This window comes from Nonomuraea sp. NPDC048901, assembly GCF_040649695.1.
Classification (GTDB): Bacteria; Actinomycetota; Actinomycetes; order Streptosporangiales; family Streptosporangiaceae; genus Nonomuraea.
On the sequence record NZ_JBEZFW010000007.1, the window covers coordinates 152,013 to 172,956 of the forward strand.

Annotated in this window: 18 protein-coding genes; 7 read left to right on the forward strand and 11 right to left on the reverse strand. The window is 69.5% G+C overall.

Annotation, left to right across the window (positions count from 1 at the left end):
• Positions 1 to 34 precede the first annotated feature (34 nt).
• From AB0C30_RS25350 to AB0C30_RS25385, 8 genes are all read right to left on the reverse strand, one after another.
• Positions 35 to 1,099: a glycosyltransferase gene (locus AB0C30_RS25350; protein WP_357948477.1), complete on the reverse strand. Its 1,065-nt coding sequence runs from the start codon at positions 1,097 to 1,099 to the stop codon at positions 35 to 37.
• The gene (locus AB0C30_RS25355; RefSeq protein ID WP_357948480.1) at positions 1,096 to 3,732 is read right to left on the reverse strand and encodes a CDP-glycerol glycerophosphotransferase family protein; all 2,637 of its coding nucleotides are present in this window, start codon (positions 3,730 to 3,732) and stop codon (positions 1,096 to 1,098) included. Before AB0C30_RS25355 ends, AB0C30_RS25350 begins: the two co-directional genes overlap by 4 nt.
• A gap of 125 nt (positions 3,733 to 3,857) precedes the next feature.
• A complete protein-coding gene (locus tag AB0C30_RS25360) occupies positions 3,858 to 4,595 on the reverse strand; it encodes an SRPBCC family protein (RefSeq protein ID WP_357948483.1) in 738 nt (245 codons plus the stop codon).
• Between the two features lie 75 nt (positions 4,596 to 4,670).
• Positions 4,671 to 5,525, reverse strand: coding sequence for a xanthine dehydrogenase family protein subunit M (locus tag AB0C30_RS25365; RefSeq protein WP_357949477.1), 855 nt, complete (start codon positions 5,523 to 5,525; stop codon positions 4,671 to 4,673).
• The gene (locus AB0C30_RS25370) at positions 5,522 to 7,837 is read right to left on the reverse strand and encodes a xanthine dehydrogenase family protein molybdopterin-binding subunit (protein ID WP_357948485.1); all 2,316 of its coding nucleotides are present in this window, start codon (positions 7,835 to 7,837) and stop codon (positions 5,522 to 5,524) included. Before AB0C30_RS25370 ends, AB0C30_RS25365 begins: the two co-directional genes overlap by 4 nt.
• Positions 7,834 to 8,316 carry a (2Fe-2S)-binding protein gene (locus tag AB0C30_RS25375; RefSeq protein WP_357948488.1) on the reverse strand — a complete coding sequence of 161 codons (483 nt, stop codon included), beginning with the start codon at positions 8,314 to 8,316 and terminating at the stop codon, positions 7,834 to 7,836. Before AB0C30_RS25375 ends, AB0C30_RS25370 begins: the two co-directional genes overlap by 4 nt.
• Positions 8,317 to 8,386: 70 nt before the next feature.
• Positions 8,387 to 8,590: a hypothetical protein gene (locus AB0C30_RS25380; protein WP_357948491.1), complete on the reverse strand. Its 204-nt coding sequence runs from the start codon at positions 8,588 to 8,590 to the stop codon at positions 8,387 to 8,389.
• The gene (locus AB0C30_RS25385; protein ID WP_357948494.1) at positions 8,580 to 10,238 is read right to left on the reverse strand and encodes a PspC domain-containing protein; all 1,659 of its coding nucleotides are present in this window, start codon (positions 10,236 to 10,238) and stop codon (positions 8,580 to 8,582) included. The genes AB0C30_RS25380 and AB0C30_RS25385 overlap by 11 nt, the downstream gene beginning before the upstream one ends.
• A 113-nt stretch (positions 10,239 to 10,351) precedes the next feature.
• Here AB0C30_RS25385 and AB0C30_RS25390 point away from each other — a divergent pair, with 113 nt between their 5' ends.
• From AB0C30_RS25390 to AB0C30_RS25415, 6 genes are all read left to right on the forward strand, one after another.
• Positions 10,352 to 11,560 carry a PspC domain-containing protein gene (locus AB0C30_RS25390; protein WP_357948497.1) on the forward strand — a complete coding sequence of 403 codons (1,209 nt, stop codon included), beginning with the start codon at positions 10,352 to 10,354 and terminating at the stop codon, positions 11,558 to 11,560.
• A complete protein-coding gene (locus tag AB0C30_RS25395; protein ID WP_225293703.1) occupies positions 11,557 to 12,189 on the forward strand; it encodes a response regulator transcription factor in 633 nt (210 codons plus the stop codon). The genes AB0C30_RS25390 and AB0C30_RS25395 overlap by 4 nt, the downstream gene beginning before the upstream one ends.
• A gap of 173 nt (positions 12,190 to 12,362) precedes the next feature.
• On the forward strand, positions 12,363 to 13,763 hold the full coding sequence (locus AB0C30_RS25400; protein WP_357948500.1) for a glutamate--cysteine ligase: 1,401 nt from the start codon (positions 12,363 to 12,365) through the stop codon (positions 13,761 to 13,763).
• Entirely contained in the window at positions 13,760 to 14,404 is a 645-nt protein-coding gene (locus tag AB0C30_RS25405; RefSeq protein WP_357948503.1) for a neutral zinc metallopeptidase, read from the forward strand. The genes AB0C30_RS25400 and AB0C30_RS25405 overlap by 4 nt, the downstream gene beginning before the upstream one ends.
• Positions 14,405 to 14,512: 108 nt before the next feature.
• Positions 14,513 to 14,770 (forward strand): WhiB family transcriptional regulator, encoded by a 258-nt coding sequence (locus AB0C30_RS25410; RefSeq protein WP_357948505.1) that lies wholly within the window; start codon positions 14,513 to 14,515, stop codon positions 14,768 to 14,770.
• Positions 14,771 to 14,823: 53 nt separating this feature from the next.
• Positions 14,824 to 15,519, forward strand: a complete 696-nt coding sequence (locus AB0C30_RS25415; protein WP_357948508.1) for a CPBP family intramembrane glutamic endopeptidase — start codon at positions 14,824 to 14,826, stop codon at positions 15,517 to 15,519.
• Positions 15,520 to 15,561: 42 nt separating this feature from the next.
• Here the strand turns inward: AB0C30_RS25415 and AB0C30_RS25420 are convergent, their stop codons facing one another.
• Complete coding sequence (locus AB0C30_RS25420) at positions 15,562 to 16,281, reverse strand: PIG-L deacetylase family protein (RefSeq protein ID WP_357948511.1); 720 nt, start codon at positions 16,279 to 16,281, stop codon at positions 15,562 to 15,564.
• A 276-nt stretch (positions 16,282 to 16,557) separates the two neighbouring features.
• Here AB0C30_RS25420 and pcrA point away from each other — a divergent pair, with 276 nt between their 5' ends.
• On the forward strand, positions 16,558 to 18,777 hold the full coding sequence (gene pcrA, locus AB0C30_RS25425) for a DNA helicase PcrA (RefSeq protein WP_357949479.1): 2,220 nt from the start codon (positions 16,558 to 16,560) through the stop codon (positions 18,775 to 18,777).
• A 126-nt stretch (positions 18,778 to 18,903) separates the two neighbouring features.
• On the opposite strand, the gene AB0C30_RS25430 is transcribed toward pcrA, so the two are convergent.
• Both AB0C30_RS25430 and AB0C30_RS25435 read right to left on the reverse strand, forming a co-directional pair.
• Positions 18,904 to 19,914, reverse strand: a complete 1,011-nt coding sequence (locus AB0C30_RS25430) for a L,D-transpeptidase (RefSeq protein ID WP_357948514.1) — start codon at positions 19,912 to 19,914, stop codon at positions 18,904 to 18,906.
• Between the two features lie 137 nt (positions 19,915 to 20,051).
• Positions 20,052 to 20,825, reverse strand: a complete 774-nt coding sequence (locus tag AB0C30_RS25435) for a hypothetical protein (RefSeq protein WP_357948517.1) — start codon at positions 20,823 to 20,825, stop codon at positions 20,052 to 20,054.
• Positions 20,826 to 20,944 lie beyond the last annotated feature (119 nt).

Genomic DNA, 20,944 nt, shown 5'->3' on the forward strand with positions numbered 1-20,944 from the left:
GCGCGGTAACAGAGCGCGGTGATAAACCTGGCCGTCACCTGGTCAGGTGGACGAACAGGGATTCCCAGCGGTCCAGCACGTGGTCGAGCCGGAAGGCGGCGGCCCGTGCCCGAGCGGCGGCGCCCAGGCGCCGCCGCTCCCACGCCGAGCCCATCAGCCGGGCCAGCGCCGCGCCGAACGCGCCGACGTCCCCGGCCGGGACGAGCACCGGCGCCGCCGACCGCACCCCGCCCGACACGTCGAACGCCACCGCGGGCACCCCATGCGCCGCCGACTCCAGCAGCACGATGGGCAGCCCCTCGTGCTCGCTGGTCAGCCCCACGATCGCCGCCTCCAGGTATTCGCCCGTCATTCGGGCGGCGGGGACGCGGCCCCTGAACACCACCCGCTCCCCGACCCCCTCACGCACGGCGTGCGCGCGCAGCCGCTCCAGCTCGCTGCCGTCGCCGATCAGGTGCAGCTCCCACGGCGCCGGCGCGCCGGCCCTGGCGAACGCGCTGATGAGCCGGTCGAACCGCTTGACCCCCTCCATCCGCCCCACCCCCAGCACCCGGGGCGTCTCCAGCCCGGACACCTCCTCCGGCCAGCGCGCCAGCGGGTTGGGCAGGGCCCAGGTGTTGGGCAGCAGCGCGTCCTCGGAGAAGCGCCAGGCGTCGTCCTCACTGAGGAAGACCGCCTGGTCGAGCTTGGGGTAGTGCTGTCTGATCGAGCCGAGGTGCCAGCAGCCGCGGGCGTGCTCGTACGAGCCGTGATACTGCCCGACCCGATGGAGCGAGCCGGGCAGGACGGACGTCAGCCGCGTCACCACCCCCGGCGAGGTCAGCACCGCGAAACCCGTCCGCATCGGGCCGAACAGGGCGGCCAGCCGCTCGTCGGCCCGCCTGCGTGCCCGCGGGCTCTGCGGTCCCAGGGGTTCTGGGCTGATCACGTGGCGCCTGTAGGTGGGCTCCTCGACGTAGCGGAACGGCGCCGCCGCCTGGTGCAGGCCGACCACGTGCACGTCGTAGCCGCGTTCGGCCAGCCCCTGCGCCAGGGTGTGCGTCACCTGCTGGATGCCCCCCAGCGTGTCGGCGTCCATGCAGGCGAACACCACGGTCACGACGCCGCCCGATGCCCGAAGAAGGCGTCCACGACGCGCGCGGCGGCGTCCCCACGCTCGTCGGCGCACCACAGCTCGCGGAAGGCCGCGTACCGCTCGGCATGGGCCGCGTGTACGGCGGGCAGCTCCCGTAGCGCCTCGACCACCTCCTCGGTCGTCGTGACGCACGGCCCGGGGGCTATCGCCGGCAGGTCGTGGTAGACGCCCCGCTCGGTCAGCCGGTACTCGTCCCAGTCGTCGATCAGGAACACCATGGGCTTGCCGGTCAGCGCGTAGTCGCACATCACCGACGAGTAGTCCGTGAGCAGCGCGTGCGAGGCCAGCATCAGGTCGTTGATCTCCGGGTACGACCCGGCGGGCCGGACGAAGTGCCTGACGTGCTGCGGGGTCCTGAAGCGTTCCACCGGGTGCGTCCGCAGGATCAGCACCCACTCGCCGGCCAGTTCCTCGGCCATCAGCTCCAGGTCTGCCCGGACCGATCGGCCGCTGTTCTTGGCCCCGTCGCGATAGGTGGGCGCGTACAGCAGGATCTTCCTGCCGGGCGGTATCTCCAGCCGTTGCAGGACGTCGTGCCTGCTCTCCTGGCGCACCAGCGCGTCGCAGCGCGGCGTGCCGTACCTGAGGACCTGGCCCGTGTAGCCGTTGGAGGGCAGGAAGACCCGCGAGAACTCGGCGCTCGGCGAGACGAGCGCGTCCCAGCGGGCGACGGCGGCGCGCCACTCGGTGCGCGGGCGGTCGAAGTCGGCGCGCAGGTCGGGCGCGTCGAAGCCGACCGACTTGATGCCCTGGCCATGCCAGGTCTGGAGATAGCGGGTACCGGGTGGTTTCGGGTAGTTGAGCGGGAAGCCGTGGCTGTCGACCCAGATGCCCGCGCGGGCCAGCAGCCATACGTACCGCCAGCCGCCGCGGCGGACGAGCCGGGCGTCGGCGGGGAAGTTCGCCCGGCACCTGGCCACCGACCAGAAGACGCGGATCGGCAGGCCGCGCCGCCGCAGTTCCTCGTAGATGGCGCGCGGGCTGCCGGTGTAGCCCTTGCCGACGTCGGCCTCGAACAGGGCCAGGTCAGGGCGGGGCGGGAGCAGGCGGATCACCGTCTTGTAGAAGCGCAGCTTCATCGCCGGTGTGCTGAACCGCCGCAGCAACCGGCGCTTGATCCGGTGGAGCCGTGACCTGACCGATGGGACGCGTACGCGCAGGTAGGCGGCGTTGCCCTCGGCCGTGACCGTACGCGCCAGCTGCAGCGCGATCGGCTCCATGTCGGGCGGGGCCATCAGCCGGTCCGTCGTGGTGCGGCCGTCGCAGTTCCTGGTGAACCCGATGCGCGGCTCGCATGAGGCCGTGGGCGTGAAGGTGATCTCACTCACGTAGCCGCCGTCACCGGACGGGACCGGATCGATGGGGACGCGTTGGCCGCCGAGCTGGAGGAAGGCCGTCCAGTCGACCGGCAGCACCCCGAAAGGGTCGTAGGTGTGCACGCTCATCCGGATCCGCTCGCCGTCCCCGGCGATCTCGGTCACCTCGTGCCGCAGCCGGGCCGCGGTATAGGGCAGCTCGGCCATGCGCAGCCGGGTGATGTCCATGCCGGGCGTGACCGCCGTGCCCCAGTACGTCCGCCCCTCATGGCGTACGGCGGCCCGTGGGGCGGCGCACGGGTCGGGCAGTGACCGGGCGGCCACCAGCAGGTCGTCGACCCGGTCGTCGAGGATGAGATGACAGCAGACCCGGACCATCGGCTCGATCTGCTCGAACACCTCAAGCGGGATCTCCTCCAGGTACGGCCGCACGACGGCGGCGAACTCCTTGGCCCACACCCGGCCGCGCCTGGGCAGCGGGTTGAGGTAGACGCGCAGGTCCTGCCTGAGGAAGCGGTACTGCCGGTCGGGCACCAGGTCGGCGGCGTCGTGGGCGCGCAGCACGTCGTCGCTCATCCGGGCCGCCGCCACGCGATGCCGTACGTTGTCCATCTCCTTGATGTTGAGCGAGATGGAGCGGTCGTCGGACGCGCGGTGCCAGTGGTAGACCACCCAGGGCACGACCGCGAAGCGGCGCGACACGGCGTACAGGCCGGCCGCGAAGACGTGGTCCTCGTAGTGGATGTCCTCCGGGAAGCGCAGCCCGTTCTCGCGCAGGAAGCGCACGTCGTAGAGCTTGTTGGTGCTGAAGCAGTCGAGGAACAGCTCGGGCTCCGCGCCGATGCCCGCCACGACCCGCCGCCTGGCGAACAGCGACGGGTAGTAGGGCGTCAGCCGGCCGTTCCGCTCGTGCAGCCGGGAGATCTGCCCGGCCACGAAGTCGGCGCCGGTCCGCTCGATCTCGCCGAGCAGGCTCTTGCAGGCGTGCCTGGGCAGCTCGTCGTCGCTGTCGAGGAACATCACGTACGGCGCGGTCGTCGCGTCGAGACCGTCGTTGCGCGGCGCGCCGCAGCCTCCGCTGTTGACCTGCCGGCGCAGGTAGCGGACGCGGGGATCGGACCGCGCCAGCTCGCTCGCCACCCGGGGGGTGTCGTCGGTGCTCGCGTCGTCGGCGATGATCACTTCGAGGTCGTGTAGCGACTGGCCGAGTACGGATCGCACGGCCCTGGACAGGCGGGCCGCGTCGTTGTAGGTGATCACGACAACAGTGCAGTCCGGCATGCTCATCTCCCCCGAATGTCCCCCGAAATAAGACATGTGGGGATGAACTGCCCCGGCTTCGGGCGAAGTGTCCGGACTTGATGGTGTCTTTGCTGATATCAGCGCGACTGATCAGCCGGCCGATATCAGCGCATGAGACGTCTGATCAGCCAGCCGATGAACAGCAGCCCCGCGATCGCCCCGGCGACGGGCGCCAAGCGCTTCAGCAGCGGCGTCCCGGCGATCTCCAGGAGGTCGAGCGCCTCCTCGTCGGGCGTGCGCGACGTACGCAGCGTCCCGGCGGGCCGGACGTCCTCCTCAGGACCGGGCACCACGCTCAGCCGCGGCTCACCCTCCAGGGGCTCCGCGGGTACCGCTACGGGCACGGCGGGCGCCTCGTGGGCGGGCTCGGTCACCAACTGCGTCTCGTGAGCCGGCTCGGTCAGCAACTGCGCGAGGTTGGCGGCGAACTTGTCGATGAGCTTCGCGCCGACCTCGGCCATGACCCCGCGCCCGAACTGGGCGGGCCGGCCGGTCACGTTGAACGACGTCTCCACCCGGACCGTGGTGGACCCGTCGTCCGGCGTCAGCGTGGCCTTGACGGTCGCCGAGGCCGTCCCCGCGCCGCGCGCTTCCTTGCCCGACGCCTCGATGGTGAGCGTATGGGCGTCCTTGTCCACGTTCTCGAACCGGGCCACGCCACGGTAGGTCACGGTGATCGGGCCGACCTTGACCTTCATCCGGCCGGTGAACTCGTCGCCCTCGAAGAGGTCGAGCGAGGCCCCCGGCAGGCATGGCGCGACCCGTTCGACGTCCAGCAGTACGGCCCACGCCTGCTCGACCGGCACCGGAACGCTGAACTCATGCTCGAACCGCATCGCCATGGATCCGCTCCTCTCCGCTGATTGCGACATTACGACTGAGAAGGGGCGCCCCGAAAGGGCGCCCCCTCGAACCGATCAGGGAGACCCGGCGGCGTGCAGAATCGCGCGATGGGTCAGCACCCTGGCCAGGTGCCGGCGATAGTCGGGCTGGGCATGCAGGTCGGAGGGCGGAGAGGTGTCGGCCGCCGCCTCCTCGCACGCCTGCCGTAGGTCATCGCTCAGCTGCCTGCCCCGCAGGGCGGTCTCGACCGCGTGGGCTCGTACGGGCGTCGGGCCCATGTTGGTCAGGCCGATCCGCGCCTCCTCGATCGCTCCGTTGGAACGCTTGACCGCCGCGGCCACCCCGACGATGGCCCACGACTGCGCGGTCCGGTGGAACTTCTCGTAGTGATAGCCCCAGCCGGCGCCGAGCTTCGGCAGCCGCACCCCGACCAGGACCTCTCCCGGCCGCAGCGCCGACTCCAGGTAGTCGACGAAGAACTCGGCGGCGGGGATCTCCCGCTCGCCCTCGGGCGACCTGGCCACGAAGACGCCCTCCAGCGCCAGGACCACCGCGGGCAGGTCACCCGCCGGGTCGCAGTGCGCCAGAGAGCCGCCGAACGTGCCGCGGTGGCGTACGGCGGGATCGGCGACCGTCGCGGTGGCCTGCGCCACGAGCGGGCAGTCGGCGTTGACCACGCCGGAGCGCATCACCTCGTCGTGCGTGGCCATCGCGCCGATGAAGACGTGGTCGCCACGGTCGTGCACGCCCGTCAGCTCGGGCAGGCGGCCCACGTCGACCAGCTTCGACGGGTAGGCCAGCCGGAGCCGGAGCAGCGGGAGGAGCGACTGGCCACCGGCGAGGACCTTGGCGTCCTCGTCGGCGGAGAGCTCCTGGACGGCCTCGCCGAGCGAGCCGACGCGGACGTAGTCGAACTGGGCCGGGATCATCGCAGCGCCCTCCAGATCCGCTCGGGTGTACATGGCATCTGGATGTCGTGGATGCCGCGTGGTCGCAGCGCGTCGACGATGGCGTTGACGACCGCCGGGGTCGAGGCGATCGTGCCGGCCTCGCCGACGCCCTTGGCACCCAGCGGATTGCTGGTGGCCGGGGTCTCGGTCCGGTCGGTGACGAAGTCCGGCAGGTCCATCGCCGTCGGCAGCAGGTAGTCGGCCATCGTGGTGGTGAGCAGATTGCCCTCCGAGTCGTAGACGGCCTCCTCGTACAGCGCCTGCGCGACGCCCTGCGCGATGCCGCCGTGGATCTGGCCCTCGACGATCATCGGGTTGACCACCGTGCCCACGTCGTCGACCGCCACGTACGAGCGGATCTTCGCCATGCCGGTCTCGGTGTCCACATCCACCGCGCACAGGTGGGTGCCGTGCGGGAAGGAGTAGTTCTCCGGGTCGAAGGTGGCGTCGGAGTCGAGCCGGGCCTCGACGCCCTTGGGCAGGTCGTGGGCGGTGAACGCGGCGTAGGCCAGCTCTTGGATGGTCTTCTGGGAGTCGGTGCCCTTCACCTTGAACACGCCCTCGGCGAACTCCAGGTCGTCGGGCGAGCACTCGAGCAGGTGCGAGGCGAGCTTCCTGGCCTTGTCCTTGACCTTGTCACACGCCTTGAGCACGGCGATGCCGCCGACGGTCAGCGAGCGCGAGCCGTAGGTGTCCATGCCCTTGTGCGCGATCGCCGTGTCCCCGTGGAGCACCGTGATGTCCTCGAACGGCACGCCGAGCGCGTCGGCCGCGATCTGGCTCCACGCCGTCACATGTCCCTGGCCGTGCGGGGAGGTGCCGGTGATGACCTCGACCTTGCCGGTCGGCAGCATGCGTACCGAGCCGTGCTCCCAGCCGCCCGCGCCGTAGTTGGCCGCGCCGAGCATCCGGGACGGGGCCAGCCCGCACATCTCGGTGAACGTGCTCACCCCGATCCCGAGCTGGACCGGGTCGCCCCGGTCGCGCCGGTCGGCCTGTTCGGCGCGCAGCTTGTCGTAGCCGAACAGCGCCATCGCCTTGTCCGTCGCCGCCTCGTAGTTGCCCGAGTCGTAGGTCAGTCCGGAGATGGTGGTGTACGGGAACTCCTCGTGCTTGATCCAGTTGCGCCGCCGTACCTCCAGCGGGTCCAGGCGCAGCTCGGCGGCCAGCTCGTCCATGATCCGCTCGATGCCGTACGTCGCCTCGGGCCGGCCCGCCCCCCGATAGGCGTCGGTCGGCATCTTCGTGGTGAAGACGCCCGTACAGCCGAACTCGTAGGCGTCCATCTTGTAGATGGCGTTGAACATCGACGCGCCGAGCAGCGGCACGCCGGGCGTGACCAGCATCAGGTAGGCGCCCATGTCGGCCAGCAGCTCCACCTGCAGCCCGCGGATCCGCCCGTCGGCCTCGGCCGCCAGCCTGAGGTGCTGGATCTGGTCGCGGCCGTGGTGCACGGTCAGGTTGCCCTCGGAGCGGGACTCCGTCCACTTGACCGGCTTGCCCAGCCGCTTGGTGAGCAGCAGGCACAGCACCTCTTCGGCGGTGACCTGGAGCTTGGAGCCGAACCCGCCGCCCACGTCGGGCGCGATCACCCGGATCTTGTGCTCCGGGATGCCGGTCACCACGGCCAGCATGACGCGCAGGACGTGCGGGATCTGCGTGGCCGACCAGAGCGTGAAGGAGTCGCCGTCGGTGGTCGCGAGCACCGCCCGCGGCTCCATCGCGCTCGGGATCAGCCGCTGCTGGATATAGGTCCGGTCGATGACCACCGGCGCGTCCCTGAAGGCCGCCTCGATGTCACCCGAGGTGATCTTCGCGGTGAACGCCTGGTTGCCCGCCTCGTGCACCTTGGGGCTGTCAGGGGTGAGCGCCTCGTTCATGTCGAGTACGGGCGGCAGCGGCTCGTAGTCGACCTCGATCGCCTCCAGCGCGTCCGCGGCCAGGTAGTGGTCGGTGGCGACCACGCAGGCGACGGCCTCGCCCACGTAACGCACCTCCGACACGGCCATCGGCGGGTGGTCGGGGATCACGATGTCCTCGCTCACCGGCCAGGCGCACGGCAGGCTGCCCTGCTCGGCGGCGAAGTCCTGGCCGCTGAACGCTGCCACGACACCCGGCAGTTCGCGTGCCGCCGAGACGTCGACCCCGGTGATCCGCGCGTGCGCCATCGGGCTGCGCAGGAACATGACATGCAGCATCCCCGGCTGCCGCAGGTTGTCGGTCCACTGGGTACGCCCGGTCAGCAGCCGCCTGTCCTCCTTGCGCTTCCTCGCCTTGCCGACCTCGGTCATGGTGTCTTCACCGCCTGGCCCATCTCCTGCGCGCCCCGGCGTACCGCGCGGACGATGTTGCAGTAGCCGGTGCACCGGCAGAGGTTGCCTTCCAGGCCTTCCCTGATGGCGTCCTCCGACGGGTCCGGATTGTCCCTGAGCAGGTCGATCGCGGCCATGATCATGCCCGGGGTGCAGTAGCCGCACTGCAGGGCGTGTTCCTCGTGGAAGGCCTGCTGCATCGGGTGCATCGACCCGTTGGCGCCCAAGCCCTCGATGGTGACGACGTCGCAGCCGTCGGCCTGCACGGCGAGCACCGAGCAGCTCTTCACACTCTTGCCGTCGAGCATGACGGTGCAGGCGCCGCAGTTGCTGGTATCGCAGCCGACCGGGGTGCCGGTCTTGCCCAGACGATCTCGTAGCAGGTGGACGAGAAGGAGCCGCGGCTCGACTTCCTCCTCGTACTTGACTCCGTCGACGGTGATGGCTGTCCGAGGCATACGTCCTCCCAGAGGAGCGCGGGAAAGGCGGACAAGGCCAACGTACGCCGGTGTTTTTCCCGGTCAAGGGTTACTTGCCGCGGATCACCCGAGCGATTACGGCGACGAACCCCGCGAAGCCCAGCCCGATGATGACCAAAGACACCAGGACCAGGGGGTCCGTGATCTTATGGGTCAGGATCAGGATGCCCAGCACCACGAAAAGCATGCCGCTCAGCAGTGCCATCCAGTCCGTCCGGTGCACGCGGCGCGGCTTGTCGACCTCACGCGCCACGCCGCACCTCCATGTCGCCGATGCCGCCCCGCAGGTTCAGCACGATCGTCGGGACGGCGCCCTTCGGGCGCGTGTCGGGCTCCAGCACCTTGTCGAACTTGACGTCTACGCCGCCTCTGAGCGACTGGTCCACCTTGATGTCGCCGACCTTGTTGGTGGCGTGCACCTCGACCCGCGCCGTCGGTGGCACGATCACCATCAGCTCGCCGATCGAGACCTTGGCGTTGACCGTCAGGCTCGCCCCCGGCGTGAGCTTGAGCTCGGACAGGTCGAGCCGGCCGTCCCCGACGCCCACGTCGTAGATCCGGTTCGTCTCCGCCACGGTGGTCGGCCGCCAGACGAAGTCGCCGACATTCCGCGGCAGGTCGCCGACCATCAGACCGAGACCGATCAGCAGGGCGACCATGGTGCCGGCCGCGACCAGGCCCGCGCCTCGGCCCCACCAGGCGGCGATGAGCAGCCCGGCGCCGATGGTGACGAGTACGGCGCCGCCGACCAGGGTGGGACTGACCCCCGAGGCGGACCTGGCTTGGACCGCCACGACGATCCCTCCAATGATGATTGCCAGCAACATGGTCATGGCGCCGATGAACGATCTGGGCCGCTTCTGCTTCTGGCGGGGCGGGGGCGTCGGCCTGCCGTACAGGGCGGGGTCGTACGGCGAGTAGCCGCCGGCTCGTTTGCGCGGGTCGAGCGGCTGGAAGGGGCCGTTCGGCGCGAACGGCTCGCCGTAGCTGAGGGCGGTCATCGGCTCGGCACGGAAGCGCGGCGGCGCGGGCGGCTGGGGCGGCCGAGGCGGCTGAGGCGGCGTCTCGGGGGCGGGCCTCCGGTGCGGCTCCGCGCTCCCGTACGGCTCTGCCCTCTCGTACGGCTCGGCGCGAACGGCGGCCGGCTCATCGGCCGGCCTGTCGATCGGCGCTCGCGTCGGCTCGTCGGCGGCTCGATCGTCGATCGGCACGTCGGCGGGGACGGGGTTGACGCGCGTCGGGGCGGTCGGCGGCTCCGATCCGGCGGGCGACGCGGCCACCTTCTCCGTCGGCGTCTCTGCCGCCCGGTCCGTCTCCGTCACCGGTTCGCGTGTGTACGGCGCGGCGGCCGGGCGGGGCCGCGCGTAGCCAGTCGTAGGCGCGGTTTGGCCGGAGATGGGCGAATATGTGAAGTCGTTCAGGTACGGCTCGGGCTCGCCCGGCTGGGCGCGGCGGGTGAGCCGCTCGGGCATCGACCGGACCAGGCCGAGCAGGTCCACGCCGTTGGTGTGCGCCGCGAGCAGCCCGATGGCCAGCAGCATGCCGACCACCAGCGTGCCCGAGTCGAGCCAGACCGTGGCCAGGTTGAGGCCGAGCCCGGCGGCGAGCACCGCCGTCAGCAGCGCCATCACGGTGGCGGCGTCGAAGTCGCGCCCGGTCCACTGCTCGATGTATCCGGGCCGTCCGTTCGGCTCCTTCATCAGCAGGAACGCCGCGATGTACAGGAACAGCCCCATCCCGGAGCCGAAGAGCAGCACCGCGAAGGCCACGCGGAACACCACCGGGTCGATCCCCGTGTAGCGTCCGAGCCCGGCGCAGACTCCCATGAGGAAGCGCCCCTCGCTGCTGCGTCGCAGCGCGGTCGGCGGAGCGGCCGGTTCCTTCGGTGGTGCTTCTGTCATGCCACTATCGTGGCCCCACCGGCCCGCCGTCTGCATCCGGGAGACCCCTGACCCGACCCGGGGGTTGTTCCCTGATGTCCCTAACGCGGCCTTCATGTGACGATGGCGATGTTATGGCTGACCAGAAGACTCTTGCCCAAGCCGGTGGCGACGCGCCCTACCGCCGGATGATGCGCCCCATGGAGGGCCGGCTGCTCGGTGGCGTGGCACAAGGGCTCGCGGCTCAGCTGAAGCTCGATCCCGTGGTGATCAGGCTGATGTTCGTACTGCTCAGCGTGGTCGGCGGGGTCGGCGGGGTGGCGTACGCGGTGCTCTGGATGATCACGCCTCGCGTGCCGTACGAAGGGCAGCCGCCGCAGCGCGACTGGAGCCAGCTCGCGGCGTTCAGCGCGATCGGCGTGGCGCTGTTCGCGTTCGGCTGGCTGACCGGCGCCTCCAAGGGGGGCATCGCCATCCTGCCGTTCGCCGTGGGCGGCATCGGCGCGCTCATCCTGTGGCAGCAGGCCGATCCCGAACGCCGCCGCAACTGGGTGAGCGGGGCGACGAACAGCATCAGGAAGAACCGGGTCCGCACGCTGCTCGGCATCGCGCTCGTCGTCATCGGCGCGGCGGGCTTCCTGGCCGCTCAGGGGGAGCTGTCCAAGGCCAAGCCCGGCCTGCTGTTCACCGTGGTGGTGGTCGGCGGGCTGGCGGTCATCGCCGCGCCCTGGCTCGCGGGCCTGTGGAAGGAACTCCAGCTGGAGCGGCGCGAGCGCATCCGGTCGGAGGAGCGGGCCGAGGTCGCGGCGATGGTGCACGACTCGGTCCTGCACACGCTCACGCTGATCCAGCGCGTCGCGCACGACCCCCGCGAGGTCACCAGGCTGGCCCGCGCACAGGAGCGCGACCTGCGCAACTGGCTCTACCAGCCCGCCCAGGACGCCGACGCGACGCTCGCCGCGGCCGTACGCAGGATCGCCGCGGAAGAGGAGGACGCGCACGGCGTACCGATCGAGGTGGTCTGCGTGGGCGACATCGAGCTCGACTCGGCCGGCAAGCTCGGCGCCATGCTGAAGGCGTCGAGGCAGTCGATGGTCAACGCCGCCAAGTACTCCGGCAGTCCCTCCATTTCCGTCTATGCCGAGGTAGAGGGCGAAGAAGTCACGATTTTCGTGAAGGATCGTGGCAAGGGATTCGACCTCAACGCGGTGCCTCTCGACAGAATGGGGATCAGGGAGTCCATCATCGGGAGAATGGAGCGTCACGGCGGCGCCGCCAGGGTGCGCACCGAGCCCGGTGAGGGCACGGAAGTGATGTTGACGATGAAGGTGGAGAGGCAATGACCAGGGTGCTGATCGTCGACGATCACCGGCTGTTCCGTTCCGGCGTACGGGCCGAGCTGGGCGACTCGATCCAGGTCGTCGGGGAGGCCGAGGACGTCGAGACCGCGGTCAAGGCGATCGCCGAGCTCGCTCCCGACGTGGTCCTGCTCGACGTGCACATGCCCGGCGGCGGCGGGCAGGAGGTCCTGCGCAGGGTGCTCGGCGCCGGGTCGCAGGTACGCTTCCTGGCGCTGTCGGTGTCCGACGCGGCCGAGGACGTGATCGGCGTGATCCGCGGCGGCGCCCGCGGCTACGTGACCAAGAACATCAGCGGCACCGAGCTGACCGACGCCATCCGCCGGGTGGCCGACGGCGACGCGGTCTTCTCGCCGCGGCTGGCCGGGTTCGTGCTCGACGCGTTCGCCTCGTCGGAGGCGCCGTCGATCGACCCCGAGCTCGACTCGCTGACACAGCGCGAGCGCGAGGTGCTGCGGCTGATCGCCCGCGGCTATGCCTACAAGGAGATCGCCAAGGAACTGTTCATCTCGGTCAAGACGGTCGAGACGCACGTGTCGTCGGTGCTGCGCAAGCTCCAGCTGTCGAACCGGCACGAACTGTCCCGCTGGGCCACGGCCCGACGTCTGGTCTAGCTTTTGGGCGAGCATCTGATCTAGCGGTTTTCTGGGCCAAAGGCGGCGTGTGTCGGTTTTGGCGGGCGGACATGCTGGCTTAGTTGGCTCTGGCATGCGACATTTCCAGAATGGGCAGGGACGTGCCGGTCGTCGTGTTCAGTCGGGACGATCGTCGGAAATATCGGGAAAAAGTGCGACGATGCCTGGACGTCTTCGCCCAGATGCTCCGCGAGGCTCGCTTCGAGGTCGACCGGCCCCTCGCCGGGCTGGAGATCGAGCTCAACATCGTGGACGCCGCGGGCGAGGCGGCCATGCGCAACGCCGAGGTGCTCGCCGCGATCGCGCAGCCCGACTGGGCCACCGAGCTGGGCCAGTTCAACATCGAGATCAACATCGAGCCTCAGGAACTGGGCGCCGACGGGTTGCTCAGGCTGGAGAACGACGTCAGGGCCCGGCTCAACCACGCCGAGGAGCGCGCCCAGTCCGAGGGCGGCCACCTGGTCCTGATCGGCATCCTGCCCACGCTGCGCGAGCAGGACATCGGGGAGGGCACGCTGTCGGCCAACCCGCGCTACCGGCTGCTCAACGAGCAGATCTTCGCCGCCCGTGGTGAGGACCTGCACCTGTCGATCGAGGCCATAGAACGCCTCGACACCCACGCCGACAGCGTCGCGCCCGAGGCCGCCTGCACCAGCGTGCAGCTCCACCTGCAGGTCAGCCCGGAGCAGTTCGCCGCGCACTGGAACGCCGCCCAGGCCATAGCCGGGGCGCAGGTGGCCGTCGCCGCCAACTCGCCGTACCTGTTCGGCAAGGAGTTGCACCGCGAGACCAGGATCACGCTGTTCGAGCAGGCCACGGACACCCGTCCCGCCGAGCTGAAGGCTCAGGGCGTACGGCCGCGCGTCTGGTTCGGCGAGCGGTGGATCACCAGCGTGTTCGACCTGTTCGAGGAGAACGTCTCGTACTACCCGGCGCTGCTGCCGCTCTGCGAGGAGGAGGACCCGCGAGCCGTGCTGGAGCAGGGCCGCATCCCGGAACTGCACGAGATGACCCTGCACAACGGCACGATCTACCGGTGGAACCGGCCGGTGTACGCGGTCGCCGGCGGCGCCCCGCACCTACGGGTGGAGAACCGGGTGCTGCCCGCCGGGCCGTCCGTGGTCGACATCGTGGCCAACGCGGCCTTCTACTACGGGCTGATGGCCGTACTCCCGCATGCCGAGCGGCCGATCTGGAGCCAGATGTCGTTCGCCGCCGCCGAGGACAACCTGAACAGCGCGGCCCGGCACGGCCTGGACGCGCGTCTCTACTGGCCGGGGCTGGGAGAGGTGCCCGCGGGCGAGCTGATCCTGCGCCGCCTGCTCCCGCTGGCCCACGAGGGGCTCGACAAGTGGGGCGTGGACCGGCGCGTGGCCGACCGGCTGCTCGGGGTCATCGAGGGCCGGTGTCTGTCGGGTCGTACCGGAGCGACCTGGCAGGTGGAGCGGGTACAGGCGCACGGCGGCGACCGGCACGAGGCGCTGCGGGCGATGACGCTTGAGTACATAGAGCGGATGCACGGCAACGAGCCGGTGCACACTTGGGACGTGTGACGCCTTTGAGAAGAGCCCTGGCCCTCGTCCTGGTGTTACTCCTGGCCGCGTGCGGGCTGTCCCGGCCCGCTTCCATGGACGCGTCAGGGGCCGACACGTTCGAGGGTGACGTACGGACGGCGCGCGAGCTGACGGAGGCGTTCTGGAAGCAGCAGTTCAGCGCCCTCGGCCGTACTTACCGCCCTATTACCGACTTCGTACCCTATTCCGGGAAATCTGGGCCCAACTGCGGCGGCCAGCCCGCCGTCCCGAACAATGCCTTCTACTGCCCTGACGGGCATTTCATTGCCTATGACCAGGACTGGATGGAGTCGCTCTGGAGCGAGATGGGGGACGGCTCGGTCTACCTGATCATCCCCCACGAGTTCGGGCATTCGGTGCAGGCCCAGCTGCGGTCCGGCTTCGACCTGAACGTACAGGCGGAGCTGCAGGCCGACTGCTACGCGGGCGGCACGCTGTCGTCGCTCGTCAGCTCGGGCGCGCTGCGGGCGGAGCCGGGGGACGAGAACGAGCTGATCCTGAACCTGGAGGCGGCGGGCGACCCCACGGACGACTGGCTCAACCCCAGTGCCCACGGCACGGCCCAGCAACGCCAGCAGTCCTTCGCCAACGGCCTCAACGGCGGAGTGGGCGCCTGCTGATCTTTTGTCGGGTTCGTGGCGGGTGGGGCGAGGGCCTGCTGGGGATGTACTCGCGTGTCAACCCAAAGGATGATGCGGCCGATCATGAGGTCGGCATACCGTTGCCCCATGCCATTGGGAGAGATCGGCTGGCTGCGCGGGGGTGCCTGCAGATCCAGTGATCCTGAGCTGTTCTTCCCGCTCGCGCCCTCCGCCACCCAGGAGGCGCGCGCCAAGGCGGTCTGCGCCACCTGCCAGGTCCTGACCGAGTGCCGCTCCTACGCGCTGACGGCAGGGGAATCGGACGGCATCTGGGGCGGCCTGACCCCGGAGGAGCGCCGACGCTCCCGCTTCCCCTCCGGCTGGCGCAGCCCAGCCGCCAGTTAGCGTCGAGCGGTGCGGCCAGTCCGTGGTGGACGAGGGCGACGTAGTCTGCGGGAGTGCTGCTTCGCTCGATCGCCGTGCTGGCCGCGGCCAACGTCCTCAACAACCGGGTGGCGCCCCGCCTCGCCCCCCTGACCTCCGTCGCCGCGACGGCCGCCCTGGTGGCGATGGCGCGACGGTCCGGGGTGTCATGGCAGGAGCTCGGGTTCGAGCACGGGCCAAGGGGCGCGGCGATCGGCGGCGCTCTGGCGGCGGGTGTCGCCGCCGTCTACACGGCCGGGGTCGCGATGCCACGCACCCGGCCGCTGTTCCAGGACGACCGCGCCCTGTCGCTGTCGCGCGCACGTGTCCTGGAGGAGGCGCTGGTTCAGGTCCCTCTGGGCACGGTCCTGCTGGAGGAGATGGGGTTCCGCGGCGCCCTGTACGGCACGCTTCGCCGTACCCACGGGACCGTCGCGGCGACGGCGGCGTCATCAGCCCTGTTCGGGCTGTGGCACATCCTCCCGGCCATCGACATGTCCCGCGCCAACCCGGCACTCGGCGCCCTGGCGGCCGGTGAGACCCCTGGCCGTCTGGACACGGCCCGCGTGGTGGCGGGCAGTGTGGTGTCGACGGCCGCCGCGGGCGTCCTGTTCTGCGAACTACGCCGCCAAGGCGGCTTGACGGCCCCGACCATGCTGCACCTGGCGACCAACTCCCTCGGCTACCTCTTCGCCCGAATCGCCGGAAAGCACCCCGCGCCCACCAAATGAGAAGACCCCGACCTGCCTCAGAGGGACGCTCCAGAGGGTGGGTCAGGCGGTTGTGACGGTTTGGAAGGCCTCCGCGTAGTGGCCTTCGCCGAAGCCGGCCTGTTCGGCCCATGCGGCGAAGCGGCTCTTCACGAAGTCGGCGAAGCCCTCGACGTGTCCCACCTGGCTGACGTGCGACTGCAGCGCCGCCAGCTTGCGGTCGATCGCCTCCGTGATATCCGTCCAATGGTTGGGGGTGGAGCCGCCCATGAGCCAGACCTCGCGGACCGTCCAGGCGTCCAGGCCCTCGTCCTTGACCAGCTCGGGGAAGGCGTACGGGTTGCGGGCGTCGGGGTAGACGGCGTCGAGGGTGGAGCCGCCCACCGCGCGGTGGTCGGGGTGGCTCGGGGCGATGAACTGGTAGTTGCGGTCGGGGTGATGGGTGATCACCAGGTCGGGACGTACCTGGCGGATGACCCTGGCGATGTCCTTGCGCAGCGCCAGCGACGGCACCACCGTGCCGTCCGCGTGGCCGAGGAAGCGGACGTCCGTGACGCCCACCGCCTTGGCGGCGGCCGTCTGCTCGGCTCTGCGCAGTTCGGCCATGCCGGTGTTGTCGAGCGTACGTTCGTTGCCGCCCGCGTCGCCGTCCGTGACCAGCAGGTAGGTGACCTCGACCCCCCGATCACCGAAGAGGGCGACCGTGCCCGCGGCGCCGAAGTCGGCGTCGTCGGGGTGGGCGGTCACGACGAGTACCCGGTTGATCTCGTTGTCGGCGAGCATCTTCTCCCTTTCGGATCGTTCTTTGACGACAACCAGCGGTTCACGGCCGACATTCCAGGCTGCTGGATCCGTCGCCACGGGTTTGGGGCCGGGGTTCCAGGCGGCCGGTGGGAAGGGGGTTTCGGAGGGCGGGGGCTGATGGGTGGGTTCGTGGTTCCAGGGGTTCGGAGTGGATTGTCGGTTTTTGGGGGTGGGATTCCAGGCGTCGAGGCGCCGTTTGTCGGTGGAGAGTCTTAACCTGGGTGCGTGCCGACCCAAGTCTCTGTTGACCACCCCTTGCTCGATGGCCTCAACCCGCAACAGCGGGAGGCCGTGATCCATCACGGCGGTCCGCTGCTGATCGTGGCGGGGGCGGGATCAGGAAAGACGCGGGTGCTCACCCATCGCATCGCCTACCTGCTCGGTGAGCGGCAGGTGCATCCGGGCGAGATCCTGGCCATCACCTTCACCAACAAGGCCGCGCGCGAGATGAAGGAGCGCATCGACCGGCTCGTCGGGCCCAGGTCGAAGGCGATGTGGGTGATGACGTTCCACAGCGCCTGCATGCGCATCCTGCGCCGCGAGGCCAAGCGGCTCGGGTTCCCCTCCAGTTTCTCCATCTACGACCAGGCCGACTCGCAGCGGCTGATGGCGATGGTGTGCAGGGAGATGGACCTCGACCCCAAGCGCTACCCGCCGCGGTCGTTCTCGGCCCAGGTGAGCAACTTCAAGAACGAGCTGGTCGACTACGAGACCGCGCTCGACAAGGCGGGCTCCCACCTGGAGAAGGTGCTCGCCGAGGCCTACAAGAGCTACCAGCGCAAGCTCACCGAGGCCGGCGCGATGGACTTCGACGACATCATCATGAACACGGTGACGCTGTTCCAGCTCTTCCCGGAGGTGGCCGAGCACTACCGGATGCGGTTCAGGCACGTGCTCGTCGACGAATACCAGGACACCAACCACGCCCAATACATCCTGATCAGGGAGCTGGTGGGCCGCCCCGACCTACGCACGGCCGACGGCGAGCTGGTCCGTTCTGGTGCCGACCAGTCGGAGCTGTGCGTGGTCGGCGACGCCGACCAGTCGATCTACGCCTTCCGCGGCGCGACGATCCGCAACATCCTGGAGTTCGAGCGCGACTACCCCGACGCGCGCACGATCCTGCTGGAGCAGAACTACCGCTCCACCCAGAACATCCTGGCCGCCGCCAACGCCGTCATCGCCCGCAACGAGTCGCGCAAGCCCAAGAACCTCTGGTCCGACCAGGGCGACGGTCCCAAGATCGTCGGTTACGTGGCGGACAACGAGCACGACGAGGCCATGTTCGTGGCCCAGGAGGTCGATCGGCTCAGCGACGAGGAGGGCGTCAAGGCCGGCGACGTCGCGGTCTTCTACCGCACCAACGCGGCCTCCCGGGTGTTCGAGGAGATCTTCATCCGCACCGGCCTGCCCTACAAGGTGGTCGGGGGCGTGCGCTTCTACGAGCGCAAGGAGGTCAAGGACCTGCTGGCCTACCTGCGCGTGCTGGCCAACCCCGCCGACGTGGTGTCCATGCGGCGCATCCTCAACGTGCCCAAGCGCGGCATCGGCGACCGGGCCGAGGCGATGCTCGAGGCGCTCTCCTCGCGCGAGCGCATCTCCTTCTGGGACGCGCTGCGCAGGGCCGACGAGGCGTATGGCATGGCGACGCGCTCGCTCAACGCGGTGCGCGAGTTCGTCGCGATGATCGAGGGGATGATCGGCAAGGCCGAGGGCATGCCGCCGTCGGCGCTCGCGGAGGAGGTCCTGGTCGCCACCGGTTACCGCGCCGAGCTGGAGGCTTCGGAGGATCCGCAGGACGAGTCCCGGCTGGAAAACCTCAACGAGCTCATCTCGGTGGCCTCGGAGTTCGAGGAGGCCAATCCCGAGGGCACGCTGGTGGAGTTCCTGGAGCAGGTGTCGTTGGTGGCCGATGCCGACCAGATCCCTGAAGCCGACGGCGGGCAGGGCGTGGTCACGCTGATGACCCTGCACACCGCCAAGGGGCTGGAGTTCCCGGTCGTCTTCCTGACGGCGATGGAGGACGGCGTCTTCCCGCACATCCGCTCGCTGGGCGAGCCGAAGGAGCTGGAGGAGGAGCGCCGGCTGGCCTACGTGGGGATCACCAGGGCCCAGAAGCGCCTCTACATCACGCGGGCCGCCGTACGCAGCTCATGGGGCTCGCCGTCGTTCAACCCGGCCTCGCGGTTCGTCAACGAGGTGCCGGTGCAGCTGCTCGACTGGCGTACCCCGCCGGAGAAGTCGGCCTGGAGCGCGGCGACCCGGCGCGAGCCCGCGCAGGCGGCGACGCCGAAGAAGGGCGCCCGCACGGTGCCCACGCTGGCACCGGGCGATCGGGTGACGCACGACGCGTTCGGGCTGGGCACCGTCGTGTCCGTGGACGGGGTGGCGGAGAAGACCAAGGTCAAGATCGACTTCGGGAGCGGGGGCGAGAAGACGCTGCTCCTCGCCTACGCTCCGCTGGAAAAGCTCTGACCCCAAAAGGTCTGACCGGCCGCATCAGGATCTGACCGGCCGCGCTCACCTGTCGGAAGCCTTCCACCTGCCGGAAGACTTGCTGGAAGGCTCCGACCCGCCGGGAAGCTCCGGCCCGTGGGGTGCTCAGCTCTTCTGCTGGGCGTCCTTCGGGAGGGCGCTGCCCTTCTTCCACTCGGTCCAGTTGAGCTGCCAGAAGCTCCACCCGTTGCGCCAGTCGAGCTTGCGCTTGGTGCCGGTGATCTTGACGACGTCACCGCGCTGGGCGATGCCGTAGAACCACTTGGCGCCCGCCGGAGTGGCACGGACGCAGCCGTGGCTCTGGTTGGACCGGCCCAGATACTGGTAGTAGCCCGCGCTCTGGTGCACGTACTCGCCGCTGTCGGAGATGCGTACCGCCCACGGGATCTCCTCCTTGTAGTACTGAGGGTCCTTGGGGTCGGTGACGCCCATCCACGCCGAGGTCATGGTCTCCAGCGGCTTCTTGTTCATCGTGAGGTGGGTGCCGCTGGTGGTCAGGTAGACGTCCACGCCGTTCTTGACCATGCCGCCGCGGCCCGCGCTGATCGGGATCGACTTGACCAGCTTGCCGTCGCGCCTGACCTTCATCACGTGGCTACGGGTGTTGACCACCGAGATGTTGGAGTAGCCGACGGCGAAGCGGCGGCTGACATCCTTGGCGGCCTCGTTGCCGGGAATCTGGCTCAGGCGGGCGTTGAGCTGAACCTTCTGGTGCGGCCGCCAGTACGTCTTGGTGCGGTAGACGACCTTGCGGTCGGTCACCCAGCGCCAGGCGCCGTCGACCGGCCGGTCCGCCTGCACCTGCAGGACGGTCTCGGCCGCCGCCCTGTCGGTCACCTTGCGGTCGAACGTCACGATGATGGGGAAGCCGACGCCGACCTTCTCCTTGGCTTCACCTTCGGGAGTGATGTCGGCGATCTCCAGCTTGGCCTTCTTCGCCGCGACCTTCTGTACCGGGCTCTTCGGTACGGCCTTCCGTGGCACGGCGGCGCCGGCCGCGTGAACCGGGGTGGCGGCGGCGACCTGAGCCACCGGGGCAGGCGTTCCTTCCGTGCTACAGGCCGCCACCGTGGTGATCAGGGCGGCCAGAGCCAGCATCCGGGGGAGGGGATTCAAGGGTTACTCCAGGACTATGTCTACGCATCAGGCGTCTCATAAGTGAGACAACCAAAAGACGCCATACGTGGACGCCTGGCGATAACGATCACGTAACGCCTCTCGGGGTCCTGGTTTACGGCCTCGGCGCGCCTGACTCAGTCGTTGAGCTTGATGGCGATCTTGTTCGCGGGCGGCGACTTGATCGAGACCTTGGTGCCCCAGCCGGTGTAGCGGGTCTCGGTCGTGACCGCCTTGTCCTCCCACCAGGAGATGTCCAGGAAGTCCGTGGCCTGCCACGTGGTAGTCAACCGGCTGGGGAGCCCCTTGGCGTCGACCTTGAGGGCGTACGTGACAGTGGCCTCGGTGTCGGAGCGCATGGGGATCGAGCTGCTGAACCAGGGGGAGATCTTGAAGAGCTTGCTGAAGGTGATCTGGCCGCGGTAGGTGGACCCGCTGAGCTTGCCGTTCTTGACCAGGGCGGCGAGCGTCGCGGGCTCAGCCGGACTCACCACCTGGCCGAACCAGCTGCTCATGGTGCTGAGGTTCATTTTGCTGTACGTCTTGAACCAGGTCTTGCCCTTCGGCATGTCCTCGCTCAGGGTGCCGCCCGACACCCACGCGACGTCACCGATCGCGATGGTCCGCTCGGGCGTGGTGTTGTGCCCGTCGTACAACGGACTGGAGAACTTCCCGGTGATGTCCCAGCCGGTGATCCCCTTCTTGCCGAACTGAATGCTGCCGGTGCGCCGGACCAGCGGATCCTTGTTGACGGCGCCGACGAACGCGCTGGTGTCGGTGAAGCGGACCCCGTGCCCGGCCACGAGCTGCGCTTTTAACGCCGCGACGGGGTTCTTCGGCGCCGCTTGAGCGGGGGCGGACGAGACGAGTACGGCGACGCCGGCCGCGAGTGCGGTGATCATGAGTTTCATGAGGCGCCATCTTGCCGACAAATGATCACGACCGCACCTCATTAGCCGCGCGTAAAGCCACGATCACCCGAGTCGGCGCGAATGACGCCGGGCTCGGCGGAGGACCCAATAGGGTGCCG

What these genes read in the sequence shown, in the direction of transcription:
- AB0C30_RS25355 (WP_357948480.1), bottom strand. Translation starts at nt 3,732, where the DNA reads ATGCCGGACTGCACTGTTGTCGTGATCACCTACAACGACGCGGCCCGC.
- AB0C30_RS25360 (WP_357948483.1), bottom strand. Translation starts at nt 4,595, where the DNA reads ATGGCGATGCGGTTCGAGCATGAGTTCAGCGTTCCGGTGCCGGTCGAG.
- AB0C30_RS25365 (WP_357949477.1), bottom strand. Translation starts at nt 5,525, where the DNA reads ATGATCCCGGCCCAGTTCGACTACGTCCGCGTCGGCTCGCTCGGCGAG.
- AB0C30_RS25370 (WP_357948485.1), bottom strand. Translation starts at nt 7,837, where the DNA reads ATGACCGAGGTCGGCAAGGCGAGGAAGCGCAAGGAGGACAGGCGGCTG.
- AB0C30_RS25375 (WP_357948488.1), bottom strand. Translation starts at nt 8,316, where the DNA reads ATGCCTCGGACAGCCATCACCGTCGACGGAGTCAAGTACGAGGAGGAA.
- AB0C30_RS25385 (WP_357948494.1), bottom strand. Translation starts at nt 10,238, where the DNA reads ATGACAGAAGCACCACCGAAGGAACCGGCCGCTCCGCCGACCGCGCTG.
- AB0C30_RS25390 (WP_357948497.1), top strand. Translation starts at nt 10,352, where the DNA reads ATGGCTGACCAGAAGACTCTTGCCCAAGCCGGTGGCGACGCGCCCTAC.
- AB0C30_RS25395 (WP_225293703.1), top strand. Translation starts at nt 11,557, where the DNA reads ATGACCAGGGTGCTGATCGTCGACGATCACCGGCTGTTCCGTTCCGGC.
- AB0C30_RS25410 (WP_357948505.1), top strand. Translation starts at nt 14,513, where the DNA reads ATGCCATTGGGAGAGATCGGCTGGCTGCGCGGGGGTGCCTGCAGATCC.
- AB0C30_RS25420 (WP_357948511.1), bottom strand. Translation starts at nt 16,281, where the DNA reads ATGCTCGCCGACAACGAGATCAACCGGGTACTCGTCGTGACCGCCCAC.
- AB0C30_RS25435 (WP_357948517.1), bottom strand. Translation starts at nt 20,825, where the DNA reads ATGAAACTCATGATCACCGCACTCGCGGCCGGCGTCGCCGTACTCGTC.